Raw genomic sequence first — 13416 nt, 5'->3', positions numbered from 1 at the left:
CTTTTTGCGGCGCCGGGACAGGGGCTTCAGCCAGCCGGGCCTTCAGCAAGGCCCGTGAATACAGCGCCTGACGCTCCCACTTTTGACAAATGATAGTCCGCACTCACACAGCGGCACAGGCCCGAATTCAGAACCGATGTCTCCTGCCGACAACCCCCTACTTGCCGCCGGTCGCCCATCGCGCAAACTGGCTGCCGTGACGCCGATGCACCTGCTGTGGGCCATGAGCCTGGTGCTCGGTCTGCTGCTCGCCCTGCTGGCACCGGGCCTGGCCAAGGCCGCACCGGCAGCAGGCCCTTTGGGTGCCTTGCAGGGCACGCTGGGCGGTGGCTCCGCGTCCGACAAGGAACGAAGCAACGCCATTCAGGCCCAACTGGATGCCGCCGCATCGGCGACAAAGGAAGCCGATGCGCTGGCGCAGGAACTGGACCGCCTGCGCGCCAGGGCACGCACGCCCGTGCCGGCCCTGCCCGCGCCGCTGAGCGACGAGCAGCTGGGCAGCCTGTTCGATCGCTGGAAGGAACGCGTTCCCGCCAACGCCAGCCAGGAAGTGCTGGAACGACTGCTGGCCGATGAACGCGATGCCATCGCCGCACTCAAGGTGGGCATCGAAAAATCCGCGGCCGACCAGGCCAACCTGGTCTCGCAGCCCGGCCCAGGGCGGATCGATCTGTCCATCCTCCAACAACGCGCGCAGGAAAACGCCGAGCCCGTGACCGCCGAGCCCGGCGAAGCCCCCGACCTCACCCAGGCCCGCCAGGCACGGCGCAGCGCAGAGCACCGCCGCGCCCTGCTGGAGCTGGCGCTGCGCCAGGAAGAGCAGTCCACCATCGAAGCCCGCCAGCGCCTGCTGGCCGCACAGCTGCAGGCCCAGCGCCGCGAGCTGCTGGAGCGCATGCCGCGCGCCGCCTGGCTGACCCAGCGCATTGCCGAGCGCAGCCGCCAGCAACTGGAGCAGCAGGTGCAGGAGATGGAGCTGGCCGCCCAGCACGCTTCCGCCGCCGATCCCGCCATACGCGACCTGGCCCAGCGCAATGCGGCGCTGGCCGCGCAGATCCTCAAGAACTCCAATGAACTGGCGCAGGAGCGCAAGACCCTGGCCAATGACGAATATGTCCGCGACCAATTGAGCGCCACGCTGCGCGACACCCAGGCACGCCTGCGGCTGGGCGGTGGCAGCGCGGCCGTGGGCCAGTGGCTGTGGCAGCAGCGCGTGGAGCTGTCCTCCGGCAACACCTTGCAGTCCAGGCACCGCGCCGTGCAGCGCCAGCTGGCCGAGCTGCGGCTGATGCTGTTCAACTCCAGCAAATGGCGCCAGAACCCCGGCGCGGACACGGCGGCACAGGCCCCGGCCGACGCTGCGGATGCAGGCGGCGTGGCAGCACCTGAACCTGCCACCAGCGCCACCACGGCCATCAATGCCTCCACCTCGGCACAGCAGACCGCCCTGCTGGCCCGGCAGGTGGCGCTCACCGATCAATTGCAGCCCGTTTTGCTGCGCCGCATTGCCGTGCTGGAGCAGACCGATGAAGCCCTGCGCGCCGCCCTGCGCAGCGGCAACGAACTGCGCCAGGTGCTGGACAAGGAACTGCTGTGGTTCCCCAGCCACCGCCCCATGGACCGCACCTGGCTCAGCGAGTGGCAGGCGCTGGAGCAGGACATCGAAGGCAGCAGCTCCCCCTGGAAAACCGCGCGCGCCCTGGCCGCCAGCATCTGGAACGATCCCTGGGCCTTTGGCGCCGTCGGCCTGATCGTGGCCCTGCTTCTGGGCCTGCGCCGCTACGCGCTGCGCCAGCTGCAGTCCATCGCCGTGCGCGTGGGCGACTTCATGCGCGACAACTTCGGGCTGAGCCTGCTCGCGCTGGGCTGGAGCCTGCTCTACACCCTGCCCTGGAGCTTTGCGGCCGCGGCGCTGGGCAGCCTGCTGCAAGGCCCCGAAACCGTGGGCACGGCGCTGGAGCCGCTGGGCGCCACCCTGGTCCAGCTCAGCGATTTCATCTTCGTGGCCACCTTGCTCAACGCCCTGTTCTGCCCAGGCGGGCTGGCACTGGCCCACTTCGGCTGGCCGGCCGCCCGCGTGCAGATGCTGCGCCAGATGGTGCGCCGCGCCGCCTGGCTGATCGTGCCCGCCGAACTGCTGGGCGGCCTGGCCTTCTACAGCCATGACAACCACGCCATCAGCACCTGGGGCCGCATCTCCATCCTCATGCTGTCGCTGGGCCTGGCCTGGATGGCCTGGCTGTACTTTCGCCGTGTCATGCAGCAAAAGCGGCCCGGCATCCACTGGGGCCAGATCGTCAGCGTGGTGCTGATGCTCATGCTCAGCGCGCTGGCCGTGGGCATCGTGCTCGGCTATGTCTACACGGCCACCGAATTCATCCAGGCCCTGATGGCCAGCTTCGTGTTCCTGGGCGCGGTCGAGGTCGTGGTCAACCTGCTGCGGCGCTGGCTGCTGCTGGGCGAACGGCGCCTGGCGCTGAACCGGCTGCGCGAAGCCGCCAGGCTGGCCCAGAGCGGCTCGGGCGTGGACACCGGCAAGGCACCCACCGACGAAGCCACCCAGATGGCCCTGGTCACCGTGGGCGCCCAGGCGCACCGGCTGCTGGGCCTGCTGCAGCAGGTGCTGGTCGTGCTGACCCTGGTCTACGCCTGGCTGCCCGTGCTGCCTGCGCTGCTGCGCTCGGAAGGCGTGGTGCTCTGGTACACCACCAACACCGGCGCCGACGGCATTGCGCATGCCGCCCCCGTGAGCCTGATGGACGCGCTGCTGGGCGTGATGATCCTGCTGCTCACCTTCAGCTTTGCACGCAACCTGCCGGGCCTGCTGGAAGTGACGCTGTCGGCCTCCAACCGCATCAGCAGCTCCGCGCGCTACACCCTGGCCACGCTGGCGCGCTACGCCATCACCATCGCGGGCACGGTCAGCGCCTTCACGCTGCTGGGCCTGCGCTGGGGCCAGCTGCAGTGGATGGTGGCGGCGCTCACCGTGGGCCTGGGCTTCGGCCTGCAGGAGATCTTCGCCAACTTCGTTTCCGGCCTGATCCTGCTGGTGGAGCGCCCCTTCCGCGTGGGCGATGTCATCACCATCGACACCCTCACCGGCACCGTCACGCGCATCCGCACGCGGGCCACCACGGTGCTGGACTTCGACAACAAGGAAATCGTCATCCCCAACAAGACCTTCATCACCGGCCAGGTGACGAACTGGACCTTGAGCGACGACGTGACCCGCCTGGTGATCGACGTGCCCGTGGCCCACGGCAATGACCCCGAGCGAGTGCGCGACATGCTGCTGGCCATTGCCAGGGAACACCCCCAGGTGCTGCGCGACCCCGAGCCCAACTGCTGGTTCATGGCGCTGGAAGGCAACGGCCAGCGGTTCGAGCTGCGCGCCTACGTGGGCAAGGTCGAAGACCGCCTGCCCGTGCGCCACGACCTCAACCGCCGCGTCAACGACCGGCTCAAGGACGCTGGCATTGCCGTGGCCTTCCCGCAGCTGGACCTGCATGTGCGCAACATGCCGGCAAATCCTGCGGGGCAGCCGGCGCAGCAGACACCGCCCCAGCCGGCTGCATGAGACATTGAAACCCGCCACTCTCGACCCATGGAGTGGTGGGCCATGGGCACCACGGCATTCCACCCTCAAATCACCGTGACTCATATATCCTAGGATCATTCTGAAAATTTTCCTCCCCCTTCATTTCCTCCTCCAACTGAATGGCAATCCGCACACAATCGGCATCTCACAACGATGTCTGCGGACGCTTCAAATCCTGGGAGGGGCAATGGCGGAAAGAAGATATACCAGTGCAGGAACGGATGGCTGGCTCAATGTCAGGCGCGAGCCTTCGGGCGGTATTGTTGCGCTGCCGGAGCATATTGCCACCGAGATGGAATCCAGCTCGAATGGGCGCGACCATTTCATCGTCAAGGAGGGCGTCGAAAGTGGCAACAGGTTTTCTGTGAAACAGGGATACCTCCGAAAACAGGCTCCCGCATATCGGCCTGCTGCAATCATTCAATTCATTTTGAGCCGCAAGACCCTGATCTATCCAGGGGGTCGTGTCCGAGCTTTTACAGACGACGAAAATCCTATTAAAACAGGAACGCACCCTGTTCAAATCCCAGATTTCCCACACTCAATAGGGTCTGCATATTTACATAAAACACCCTATGCCAAAAATTGGTTTTTCCTCAACAATGGAAGTGCAACTCCTTTTCGCAACGATAGATACCTGCACCCAGGGCACGAAAGTGCCGGATGCATCACCGTGGATCCGGCGCAATGGAATTCACTTTATCAATATCTAATTCTCTGCAGGAGTGGTGATGGCAAAACTGTTGGCATGGTTTCCGTGGTTCGCTAGCGCCCTGCTTCTCGCTGGATGCTATGCACAAGAAAAAAGTCCAGAAGATCTCCTGGCATCGGAAGAGGTGGGCGATGCTGACTTTGTACGCAACTGGCTTCAAACAAATCGGCATGCAGACCAAACCGCGGCGCAGAACTTCTACCAGCACGGCATGAAAGACTTTCAACGTAAAGCATGGTCTCCCGCCGCCAAATCCTTTGGAACGAGTATGCGACTCTATCCTTCCCCCGAAGCCTTGTATAGATATGTGGACGTCAAACTGCAAATGCTCGCCATGGTCAGAAAGCGAGAGGGCGATATTCAAGAAAAGCTTCCACTGGACATGAACTACGCGCTCAAGCTCTACCGTTCTGCGCTTTCGGCCAACATGGTATTGGGAACATTGTCCGAAGAGGAAAAGACGCGCATTGAAAACCATGTGAGTTGCCTGCAGGCCTATGCAGCGGCTGGCCGTCCCGACATGGACTGCGAGCCGCTGCACTGGTACTACAACGCGGCCCGATGAACACAGGGTCAGAACACTTCCCAGTTCTCACCAGCGCGCTCGGCTGCAGTGCGGGGGCCAGGCACCCGCATTGCCGTGGATGTGGATCTGCTGTCGCCCCGCATGGCGGCCTGCGCCCCGGACTGGCGAGGCAAGCTGTCGGCACCTGAAGGCAGACCACGCATGCCGGAGGCCACGGCGGGCTTCGCGACAGGAGCCTGATCGGCAGGTGAGGACAGCCCGTCCAGCTTGAACAGGCTGACCAGATCGACCAGCCTGGCAGCCTGCGCGTTCAAGCTTGCGGCAGCCGCCGCCGATTCCTCGACCAGGGCCGCATTCTGCTGCGTGACCTGGTCAAGCTGTACGACGGCATCGCCCACCTGCGCCACACCGTCGGCCTGCTCAGCCGTGGCCGCGCCTATTTCGCCGATCAGGTCGGCAACACGCTGCGCCTGCTGGACGATGTCCTTCATCGCGGAACCCGTCTCGCTCACCAGGCCCGAGCCCTCGTCCACCTTGGACACGCTCTCGCCTATCAGGGCCTTGATCTCCTTGGCTGCCCCCGCGCTGCGCTGGGCCAGGCTGCGCACTTCGGATGCCACCACGGCAAAGCCGCGCCCCTGCTCGCCCGCCCGCGCCGCCTCCACGGCAGCATTGAGCGCCAGGATGTTGGTCTGGAAGGCAATGGAGTCGATCACGCCGATGATGTCCTCGATCTTCCGGGAACTCGCGGTGATCTGCTCCATGGTGGCCACAACGCGGTCCACGATCTTGCCGCCGCCGGTGGCGGCCTGGCTCGACGCTGCTGCCAGCTGGGTAGCGGTACGCACCGTATCGGCATTGAGCTTGACGGTGGCGTTCATCTCCTCCATGGAGGCGGCGGTCTGCTCCAGATTGCTGGCCTGCTCTTCCGTGCGCTGGCTCAGGTCCGCATTGCCCGAGGCAATCTGGCTGGCGCCGGTCGCGATGGATTCGCTGCTTTGCCGCACATCGGCGACCACGCGCGCCAGGCCGGCCCTCATGTCCTCCATGGCGCGCAGCAGGCTGGAGGTGTCTCCGGGCGCCAGTTGCACCCGCACGGACAAATCGCCCTGCGCAATCTGGCGCGCCACCCCGGCGGCATAGGAGGGCTCTCCGCCCAGTTGCTGCTTGACCGTCCTGGTGATCATCCAGGCCACCAGTCCGCCCAGCGCGGCGGCCAGCAGCGTCAGCACCAGCATGGCCACGCCGTCTTCGGCCACGCGGCGCAGGGACCCGTCCACCGTGGCCTGCGTCTGTGCCTTCTGGTAATCGACCAGTGCCTCGACCGCATCGAAATAGGTCGTCTGCAAGGAGCGCAGGCGCCCCATGATCAGATCCCTGGCGGCATCGCCCTGGTTGGCCAGGCCCAGGTCACCGGCCTGGCGCATGGTCTCCACGAAAGGCTGGCGCGCCTGCCGTATGTCGGCAAAGAGCCGGCGCGCCTGCTCGGTCTGCAGGCGCTGGTCCAACTCCTTCATGACCAGGCCGTTCCTGGCAACCACCTCATCCAGCCGGCGGCTCTCCTCGGCCATCTGCGCCGGATCGGTGATCAGCGCCAGATTGCGCACCACCCGCGCCGACACATTGGCGTTGTCCTTGAGCGATTGCAGCCGGGCCAGATTGCCCATGCGGTCCTCGGCCAGCACGCGCAGCTGCTCGCCCTGGTCATGCAACTTCATCCAGCCGAAGGCAGCCACGCATACGCAAACCACGATCACCGCGAAAAAACCCATGCCCAGCATGGTTCCCAACTTCATACGCCTCAGAAAACCCACGTCGCTCTCCCTCGAACCACCTACGCAAACCGGCCAGACTGCTGGCACGGAAGAAACACATTCAGGAACAAATTTGACAATTTGAATCAGCTGCGTCGCCTTCCCAAACCCTGCACATCCAGTAGGACAGAGCCTTGCCGACATGCAGGCATAGGGCTGCCAGTCGTCGTGATCGGAGGCAGTGGGCGCATGGATATCCCGCGCACCGACAAGGCCCCGTCATTCCCAGACTGTGCGAGACATTCCTCACAATGGGCGCCGGCATCTACGCACCTGCAGCTGCTCAACAGCACCTGCAGACGGCAGAGCGCCCCACTCCAGGAACTCCAGAGGAGACTTCATGAAACTGCTGAGATTCGGCCCTGAGGGCCAGGAAAAGCCCGGCCTGCTGGATGCCGAAGGCCAGATCCGCGACCTGTCCGCCCTGTTGGACGACTACACGCCCCGCCTGCTGGGCCGCGAGGCGCTGCAGGCCCTGGCCGCCATCGACCCTGCCAGGCTGCCCCTGGTGCAAGGCCCGGTGCGCATCGGCATGCCGTGGAGCGGCATGTCCAAGTTCGTCGCCATCGGCCTGAACTACCGCGACCATGCCGAGGAAGCCGGCATGCCCATTCCCAAGGAGCCCATCCTCTTCGCCAAATGGCCCAGCTGCGCCTGCGGCCCCGACGACGACATCCCTCTGCCCGAAGGCAGCACACGCATGGACTGGGAGGTGGAACTGGGCATCGTCATCGGCGAGCGCGCGCGCAATGTGTCCGTGGCCGATGCGCTGGAGCATGTGGCCGGCTACTGCCTTGCCAACGATGTGTCCGAGCGCGAATACCAGATCGACCGCAGCGGTGGCCAGTGGAGCAAGGGCAAGGGCTTCGACCGCTTCGGCCCCATCGGCCCCTGGCTGGTCACGCGCGACGAAGTGCCCGATCCGCAGGCCCTGCAGCTATGGCTGGATGTGAACGGGGAGCGCCGCCAGCGCGGCAGCACGCGCACCATGATCTTTGGCTGCGCCGAACTCATCAGCCACTGCAGCCGCGTGATGACGCTGGAGCCCGGCGACCTCATCATCACAGGCACGCCCCCGGGAGTCGGGATGGGCATGAAGCCGCCGCGCTATCTGAAGGCTGGCGATGTGATGGAGCTGGGGATCGAGGGGCTGGGCGTGCAGAGGCAGCGAGTGGTGTAGATCCACAAAAAAGCGGCTTCAAAAAGCCGCTTTATTTTTGAGCTGAGCCAGCGCTCAGCTGCCCGCCACCTTCATGCGGTTGATCAGGATCGAGCCCACGGTCTTGGCGCCGTAGTTGTAGGCATCTGCGCCCACGGCCTCGATGCCCTTGAGCATGTCCTTGAGGTTGCCGGCGATGGTGATCTCATGCACGGGGAAGGCGATTTCGCCGTTTTCCACCCAGAAGCCGCTGACACCGCGCGAGTAGTCGCCGGTCACGTAGTTCACGCCCTGGCCCATGAGCTCGATCACGAACAGGCCCGTGCCCAGCTTCTTGAGCATGGCGGGCAGGTCGTCGCCGGCCTTGGTGCGGCGCGAGGTCATGACCAGGTTGTGCGATCCGCCGGCATTGCCGGTGGTCTTCATGCCCAGCTTGCGGGCCGAGTAGCTGGACAGGAAGTAGCCCTCGACGCGGCCGGCATCCACCACCTTGCGGGCCTGCACGCGCACGCCTTCCTCGTCGAAGGGCGAGCTGCCCTTGCCGCCGAGGATGAAGGGGTCTTCCGAGATGTCGATGTGCTTGGGGAAGACGGGCTTGCCCAGCGAGTCGAGCAGGAAGGTGCTGCGGCGGTACAGCGCGCCGCCGCTGACGGCCTGCACGAAGCTGCCCAGCAGGCCTGCGGCCAGCGTGGACTCGAACAGCACCGGGCATTCGGTGGTCGGGATCTTGCGGCTGCCCAGGCGGCTCAGGGCGCGCTGGGCGGCGTAGCGGCCCACGGCTTCGGGCGAGGCCAGGTCGGCCGCGTTGCGCATGGAGCTGTACCAGGCGTCGCGCTGCATCTCGCCATTGCGCCCGGGCAGCGAGGCGATGGGCGCCACCGACAGGCTGTGGCGCGAGCTGGCGTAGCCGCCACGGAAACCATTGGTGTGGGCGCTGAAGAAATGGCTTTGCTGGGCCGAAACGCCCGCGCCTTCGCTGTTGGTGATGCGCTTGTGCGTGCGCAGCGCGGCTTCCTCGCATTGCAGCGCCAGTTCGGCCGCAGCCTCGCTGGTGAGGTCCCAGGGGTGGAACAGCTGCAGGTCGCGGTGGGTGCCGGGCTGGGCGATGTCGGCCGCATCGGGCAGGCCGGCCATGGGATCTTCGGCCGTGAAGCGTGCGATGTCGTAGGCGGCCTGCACGGTCTGCTGGATGGCGGCATCCGAGAAGTCGGAGGTGCTGGCGTTGCCACGGCGGTTGCCCAGGTAGACGGTCACGCCCAGCGACTTGTCGCGGTTGCGCTCCACGGTCTCCAAAGCCCCCTTGCGCACACTCACGCTCAGGCCGCAGCCCTCGGAAGCCTCGGCTCCGGCGTTGGTGGCGCCGAGCTTCTTGGCGTGGACCAGGGCACGGTCCACCAAGTCTTCAAAAAACGGTTGGCTGTAGCTGAAGCCGGAATCAGCCTGCGGTTTGGCGGTGCTTGCCGAGCGGGGACGGGGTTTTTTCATAGCGGCGGCTATGATAGCCGCCACTGCAGCGCTCTCCGCGCCGCCACTGCATTTGTCCCCTACCCCATGTCACGCAAACCCAAAAAAGGCTACTACGTCAAAGGTCACTTCGTTGCCGAAGGCAGCGAACTCGACCTGCAGCTCAAGGCCGAACTCAAAGGCACCCCCGACTCCAGCAAGACGGATCTCAAGCGCGAGTCCGACGCCTTGCAGGACCTCGGCAAGGATTTGCTGACGCTGCGCTCCGACCTGTTCAAGCGCCTGCAATTGCCCGACCAGCTGGCCGATGCCCTGGCCGAGGCCAAGCGCATCACCAATTTCGAAGGCAAGCGCCGCCAGATGCAATTCGTCGGCAAGCTCATGCGCAAGCTGGACGAGACCGAGATCGCCGCCGTGCGCGCCGCGCTGGACGAGCAGCACAACGGCTCGGCCGCCGAGAAGATGGCCCTGCACGCTGCCGAGCAATGGCGCGACCGCCTGATTGCCGAGGAATCGGCCCTGTCCATCTGGCTGGACCATTTCCCCGACACCGACACCCAGCAGCTGCGCGCCCTGATCCGCCAGGCCCGCAAGGACATGCCGGGCGCCCATGAGGCCAATGTGCAGGAGTCCACCGGCCTGGCCCAGCGCAAGGGCCGCGCCTACCGCGATCTGTTCCAGCTGGTTCGCCAGCAGTTGGGCGGCACGGGCCGCGAGACCGCCGAGGACGGTGACGGCGCTGGCGAGGAAGCTGACGATGAGTGAACCCGTCCATGACGCTGTGCGCATCGGCATCGTCTCGATCAGCGACCGTGCCAGCAGCGGCGTCTATGAGGACAAGGGCCTGCCGGCCCTGCAGGACTGGCTCACCCGCGCGCTCAGGAACCCCATCACGTTCGAGCCGCGCCTGATCCCCGACGAGCAGGCCGGCATCAGCGCCACGCTGATCGAACTGGTCGATGCAGGTTGCTCCCTGGTGCTGACCACCGGCGGCACCGGCCCCGCGCCGCGCGATGTCACGCCCGAAGCCACCCTGGCCGTGGCCGACAAGGAAATGCCGGGCTTTGGCGAGCAGATGCGCCAGATCAGCCTGGCCTTTGTGCCCACGGCGATTCTGTCGCGCCAGGTGGCGGTGATCCGTGGCAAGAGCCTGATCATCAACCTGCCGGGCCAGCCCAAGGCGATTGCCGAGACTCTGCAAGGCCTGCAAAACCCTGATGGCACGCAAACGGTCAACGGCATCTTTGCGGCCGTGCCCTATTGCGTGGACCTGATCGGCGGGCCCTATCTGGAAACGGATGACAGCGTGTGCAAGGCCTTCCGGCCCAAGAATGCCGTGCGCGCGCCGCGCACTGCTGACTGAGGTCCAGGGCCAGGAGGCCCCTCAGGTGCATCCAACAAGGCAGCCTCAGGGCTGCCTTTTTTGCGGCCGCACGGCCTGACTGTCGCACCGGGGCCACCAAGCCCGTGCTTGCCCCAATGCGGCAGGCCCCTGTCCCTGCCAGCATGGAATCACCCCGGCCCCTGCGCAACAGCAGCGGGCTTTTTCCATCCAAAGCAAGGAGACTTCATGCAGCAACGCCCCAAGACATCGCTGATGACACCGCTGGCCCTGGCACTGTGCGCCGCCGCACTGGCAACGCCGGCCCTGGCGCAGCAGGACAAGGTTCGGATCGGCTTCATCACCGACATGTCCAGTCTCTATGCCGATGTCGAGGGAAAGAACGGCGCCGTGGCGATACAGATGGCCATTGACGACTACGGCGGCAAGCTGCTGGGCAAGCCCATCGAGCTGCTGACGGCCGACCACCAGAACAAGGCCGACATTGCCGCCAGCAAGGCGCGCGAGTGGATTGACACGCAGGGCATCAGCCTGGTGTTTGGCGGCACGAACTCGGCCACGGCCCTGTCCATGGCCAAGGTGGCGCAGGAGAAAAAGCGGGTCTTCATCGACAACGGCGCCGGCAGCTCGGCGCTGACCAACGAGCAGTGCAGCCCCTACACCGTGCACTACGCCTTCGACACCGTGGCCCTGGCCAAGGGCACGGGCGCTGCCGTGGTGGAGGCCGGCGGCAAGAGCTGGTACTTCGTGACGGCCGACTATGCCTTCGGCCATGCGCTGGAGGCGGACACCACCAAGATCATCGAGGCGCGCGGTGGCAAGGTGCTGGGCTCGGTCAAGACGCCGCTGAACGCCAGCGACTTCTCCAGCTTCATGCTGCAGGCGCAGAACTCCAAGGCCCAGATCCTGGGCCTGGCCAATGCGGGTGGCGACACCATCAACTCCATCAAAGCCGCGCGCGAGTTCGGTGTGACCAAGGACATGAAGCTGGCCGGCCTGCTGGTGTTCTTCACCGACGTGCACAGCCTGGGCCTGAAGAACACCCAGGGCATGCAGTTCACCACCAGCTGGTACTGGGACATGAACGATGCCTCGCGCAAGTTCGCCGATGCCTTCATGGCCAAGACCCAGCGCCGCCCCAGCGAGATCCAGGCGGCCGACTACTCGGCCACCATGAACTGGCTCAAGGCCGTGGAGAAGGCCGGCACGCTGGACGCCGACAAGGTCATGGCCACCTGGCGCGGCATGAAGATGGATGACTTCTTCGGCAGCGGCTACCTGCGCGAGGACGGCCGCTACGTGCACGACATGTACCTGATGGAAGTGAAATCCCCCGCCGAATCCAAGGGCACCTGGGACTACTACAAGCTGGTCAAGAAGCTGCCGGCCGAGCAGGTCTGGACGACGAAGGCCGAGAGCAAGTGCCAATACTGGCGCTGAACTGGCGGTGAGCCGGGGGGGCAGCCCGGCCGCTCCCGCCCCTCGCTTTTCTCCACTGAATCTCCATGCCTTGGTCAATGCCGGGACATCGAACCGCGCCAGACTGGTAAGTTCGAGCATTGGGCGCGGCGCCGGGCAGGAACTTCTTCCCCTGCGGCCGACCGCGCGGCAGGGGAAGAATGAAGTTCAATCGCAAGTGGACCATTGGCGCCGTGGTGGGCGCCTGCATCATCGCCGGGGGCGCACTGTGGAAGGCCAGCGCCAAGCCCGCCACCCGGTACGCGACGGCCGCCGTCACCGTGGGCAACCTGGAGCAGACCGTGCTGGCCGTAGGCCGGCTGCATGCCAAGGAGTTGGTTGCCGTGGGCGCCCAGGTCTCCGGACAGGTCAAGCGCCTGCATGTGGAACTGGGCCAGCAGGTCAAGGCCGGCGACCTGATCGCCGAAGTCGATGCCCAGCCGCAGCGCATCAAGCTGCGCAATGCCGAGGCCTCGGTCACCGCGCTGCAGGCCCAGCTGGCCGCGCGGCGCGCGGCCCTCGTCCAGGCCCGGCTCACCTTCCAGCGCCAGCAGGAACTGCTGCAGGCCGACGCCACCTCGCGCGCCGACCATGAGGCCGCCAAGGCGGCGCTGGACACGGCCCAGGCCGAGGTCGGCGCCCTGCAGGCCCAGATCGAGCAGGCACGCACCCAGGTGGAGACCGAGCGCATCAACCTGGGCTACACCCGCATCGTCGCGCCCATGGACGGCGTGATCGTGGCCGTGGTCACCAAGCAGGGCCAGACCCTGAACTCCTTCCAGACCACGCCCACCATCGTCATGCTGGCCAAGCTCGACGTGATGACCGTGCGTGCCGAGATTGCCGAGGCCGACGTGGACAAGATCCAGCTCGGCCAGACCGCATGGTTCACCACGCTGGGCAGCAACCGCCAAAAACACATGGCGAAGATAGAGCGCATCGAGCCCGCACCCACCTCCATCGTCAATGACGCGGGCGGCGGCGCCTCGCCCGCTGCGGCCACGCCCGCCGCCAAGGCCATCTACTACAACGCCCAGTTCGACGTGCCCAACCCGGACGGCAAGCTGCGCCCCTCCATGACCGCCCAGGTCACCGTGCGCGTGGCCCAGGCTGACAAGGCCGTGCTGGTGCCGGCCGCCGCACTGGGCAGCCGGGCAGAGGACGACAGCTACACCGTGCGCGTGCGCGACGGCGAAGGCAAGGTCGCCGAGCGCAAGGTGCGCATCGGCCTGCGCACCAATGCCCAGGCCCAGGTGCTGTCGGGCCTGGAGGCGGGCGAGCAGGTGGTGATCGGCGAGGCGGGCCCGAGCAACGCCCCCGCCGCCGACCCCATGGGAATGTGA

Annotated in this window: 10 protein-coding genes; 8 read left to right on the top strand and 2 right to left on the bottom strand. The window is 65.9% G+C overall.

From position 1 onward, the window contains the following. Positions 1-205: 205 nt before the first annotated feature. From LGR64_RS20100 to LGR64_RS20090, 3 genes are all read left to right on the top strand, one after another. Positions 206-3577, top strand: a complete 3372-nt coding sequence (locus LGR64_RS20100) for a mechanosensitive ion channel domain-containing protein (RefSeq protein ID WP_141831088.1) — start codon at positions 206-208, stop codon at positions 3575-3577. Between the two features lie 208 nt (positions 3578-3785). Continuing rightward, entirely contained in the window at positions 3786-4367 is a 582-nt protein-coding gene (locus LGR64_RS20095) for a hypothetical protein (protein WP_141829372.1), read from the top strand. Continuing rightward, positions 4330-4875 (top strand): hypothetical protein, encoded by a 546-nt coding sequence (locus LGR64_RS20090; RefSeq protein WP_016453827.1) that lies wholly within the window; start codon positions 4330-4332, stop codon positions 4873-4875. The genes LGR64_RS20095 and LGR64_RS20090 overlap by 38 nt, the downstream gene beginning before the upstream one ends. A gap of 8 nt (positions 4876-4883) precedes the next feature. On the opposite strand, the gene LGR64_RS20085 is transcribed toward LGR64_RS20090, so the two are convergent. Next, positions 4884-6632: a methyl-accepting chemotaxis protein gene (locus LGR64_RS20085; protein ID WP_141829374.1), complete on the bottom strand. Its 1749-nt coding sequence runs from the start codon at positions 6630-6632 to the stop codon at positions 4884-4886. Between the two features lie 358 nt (positions 6633-6990). Between LGR64_RS20085 and LGR64_RS20080 the strand changes: the two genes are divergently transcribed. Continuing rightward, entirely contained in the window at positions 6991-7830 is an 840-nt protein-coding gene (locus LGR64_RS20080) for a fumarylacetoacetate hydrolase family protein (RefSeq protein ID WP_141829376.1), read from the top strand. Positions 7831-7884: 54 nt separating this feature from the next. Here LGR64_RS20080 and pmbA read toward each other — a convergent pair whose 3' ends face one another. Next, complete coding sequence (gene pmbA, locus LGR64_RS20075) at positions 7885-9294, bottom strand: metalloprotease PmbA (protein WP_230356746.1); 1410 nt, start codon at positions 9292-9294, stop codon at positions 7885-7887. A 66-nt stretch (positions 9295-9360) separates the two neighbouring features. On the opposite strand from pmbA, the gene yjgA reads away from it, so the two are divergent. The 4 genes from yjgA to LGR64_RS20055 all read left to right on the top strand — a co-directional run bounded on the left by yjgA (position 9361) and on the right by LGR64_RS20055 (position 13416). Further along, on the top strand, positions 9361-10038 hold the full coding sequence (yjgA, locus tag LGR64_RS20070) for a ribosome biogenesis factor YjgA (protein ID WP_123692395.1): 678 nt from the start codon (positions 9361-9363) through the stop codon (positions 10036-10038). Further along, a complete protein-coding gene (gene mog / locus LGR64_RS20065) occupies positions 10031-10636 on the top strand; it encodes a molybdopterin adenylyltransferase (RefSeq protein ID WP_063326819.1) in 606 nt (201 codons plus the stop codon). Before yjgA ends, mog begins: the two co-directional genes overlap by 8 nt. A 207-nt stretch (positions 10637-10843) precedes the next feature. Further along, positions 10844-12055, top strand: coding sequence for an ABC transporter substrate-binding protein (locus LGR64_RS20060; RefSeq protein WP_012204238.1), 1212 nt, complete (start codon positions 10844-10846; stop codon positions 12053-12055). 179 nt (positions 12056-12234) lie between these two features. Beyond that, the gene (locus tag LGR64_RS20055) at positions 12235-13416 is read left to right on the top strand and encodes an efflux RND transporter periplasmic adaptor subunit (RefSeq protein WP_071954726.1); all 1182 of its coding nucleotides are present in this window, start codon (positions 12235-12237) and stop codon (positions 13414-13416) included.

Source organism: Delftia sp. Lp-1, from assembly GCF_020523835.1.
Taxonomy (GTDB): Bacteria; Pseudomonadota; Gammaproteobacteria; order Burkholderiales; family Burkholderiaceae_C; genus Comamonas; species Comamonas acidovorans.
This window is presented reverse-complemented; position numbering and strand designations above follow the sequence as displayed.

Excerpts from the sequence above, each read along its gene's own strand:
- LGR64_RS20100 (WP_141831088.1), top strand. The coding sequence starts at position 206 with ATGCACCTGCTGTGGGCCATGAGCCTGGTGCTCGGTCTGCTGCTCGCC.
- LGR64_RS20095 (WP_141829372.1), top strand. The coding sequence starts at position 3,786 with ATGGCGGAAAGAAGATATACCAGTGCAGGAACGGATGGCTGGCTCAAT.
- LGR64_RS20090 (WP_016453827.1), top strand. The coding sequence starts at position 4,330 with ATGGCAAAACTGTTGGCATGGTTTCCGTGGTTCGCTAGCGCCCTGCTT.
- LGR64_RS20085 (WP_141829374.1), bottom strand. The coding sequence starts at position 6,632 with ATGAAGTTGGGAACCATGCTGGGCATGGGTTTTTTCGCGGTGATCGTG.
- LGR64_RS20080 (WP_141829376.1), top strand. The coding sequence starts at position 6,991 with ATGAAACTGCTGAGATTCGGCCCTGAGGGCCAGGAAAAGCCCGGCCTG.
- pmbA (WP_230356746.1), bottom strand. The coding sequence starts at position 9,294 with ATGAAAAAACCCCGTCCCCGCTCGGCAAGCACCGCCAAACCGCAGGCT.
- yjgA (WP_123692395.1), top strand. The coding sequence starts at position 9,361 with ATGTCACGCAAACCCAAAAAAGGCTACTACGTCAAAGGTCACTTCGTT.
- mog (WP_063326819.1), top strand. The coding sequence starts at position 10,031 with ATGAGTGAACCCGTCCATGACGCTGTGCGCATCGGCATCGTCTCGATC.
- LGR64_RS20060 (WP_012204238.1), top strand. The coding sequence starts at position 10,844 with ATGCAGCAACGCCCCAAGACATCGCTGATGACACCGCTGGCCCTGGCA.
- LGR64_RS20055 (WP_071954726.1), top strand. The coding sequence starts at position 12,235 with ATGAAGTTCAATCGCAAGTGGACCATTGGCGCCGTGGTGGGCGCCTGC.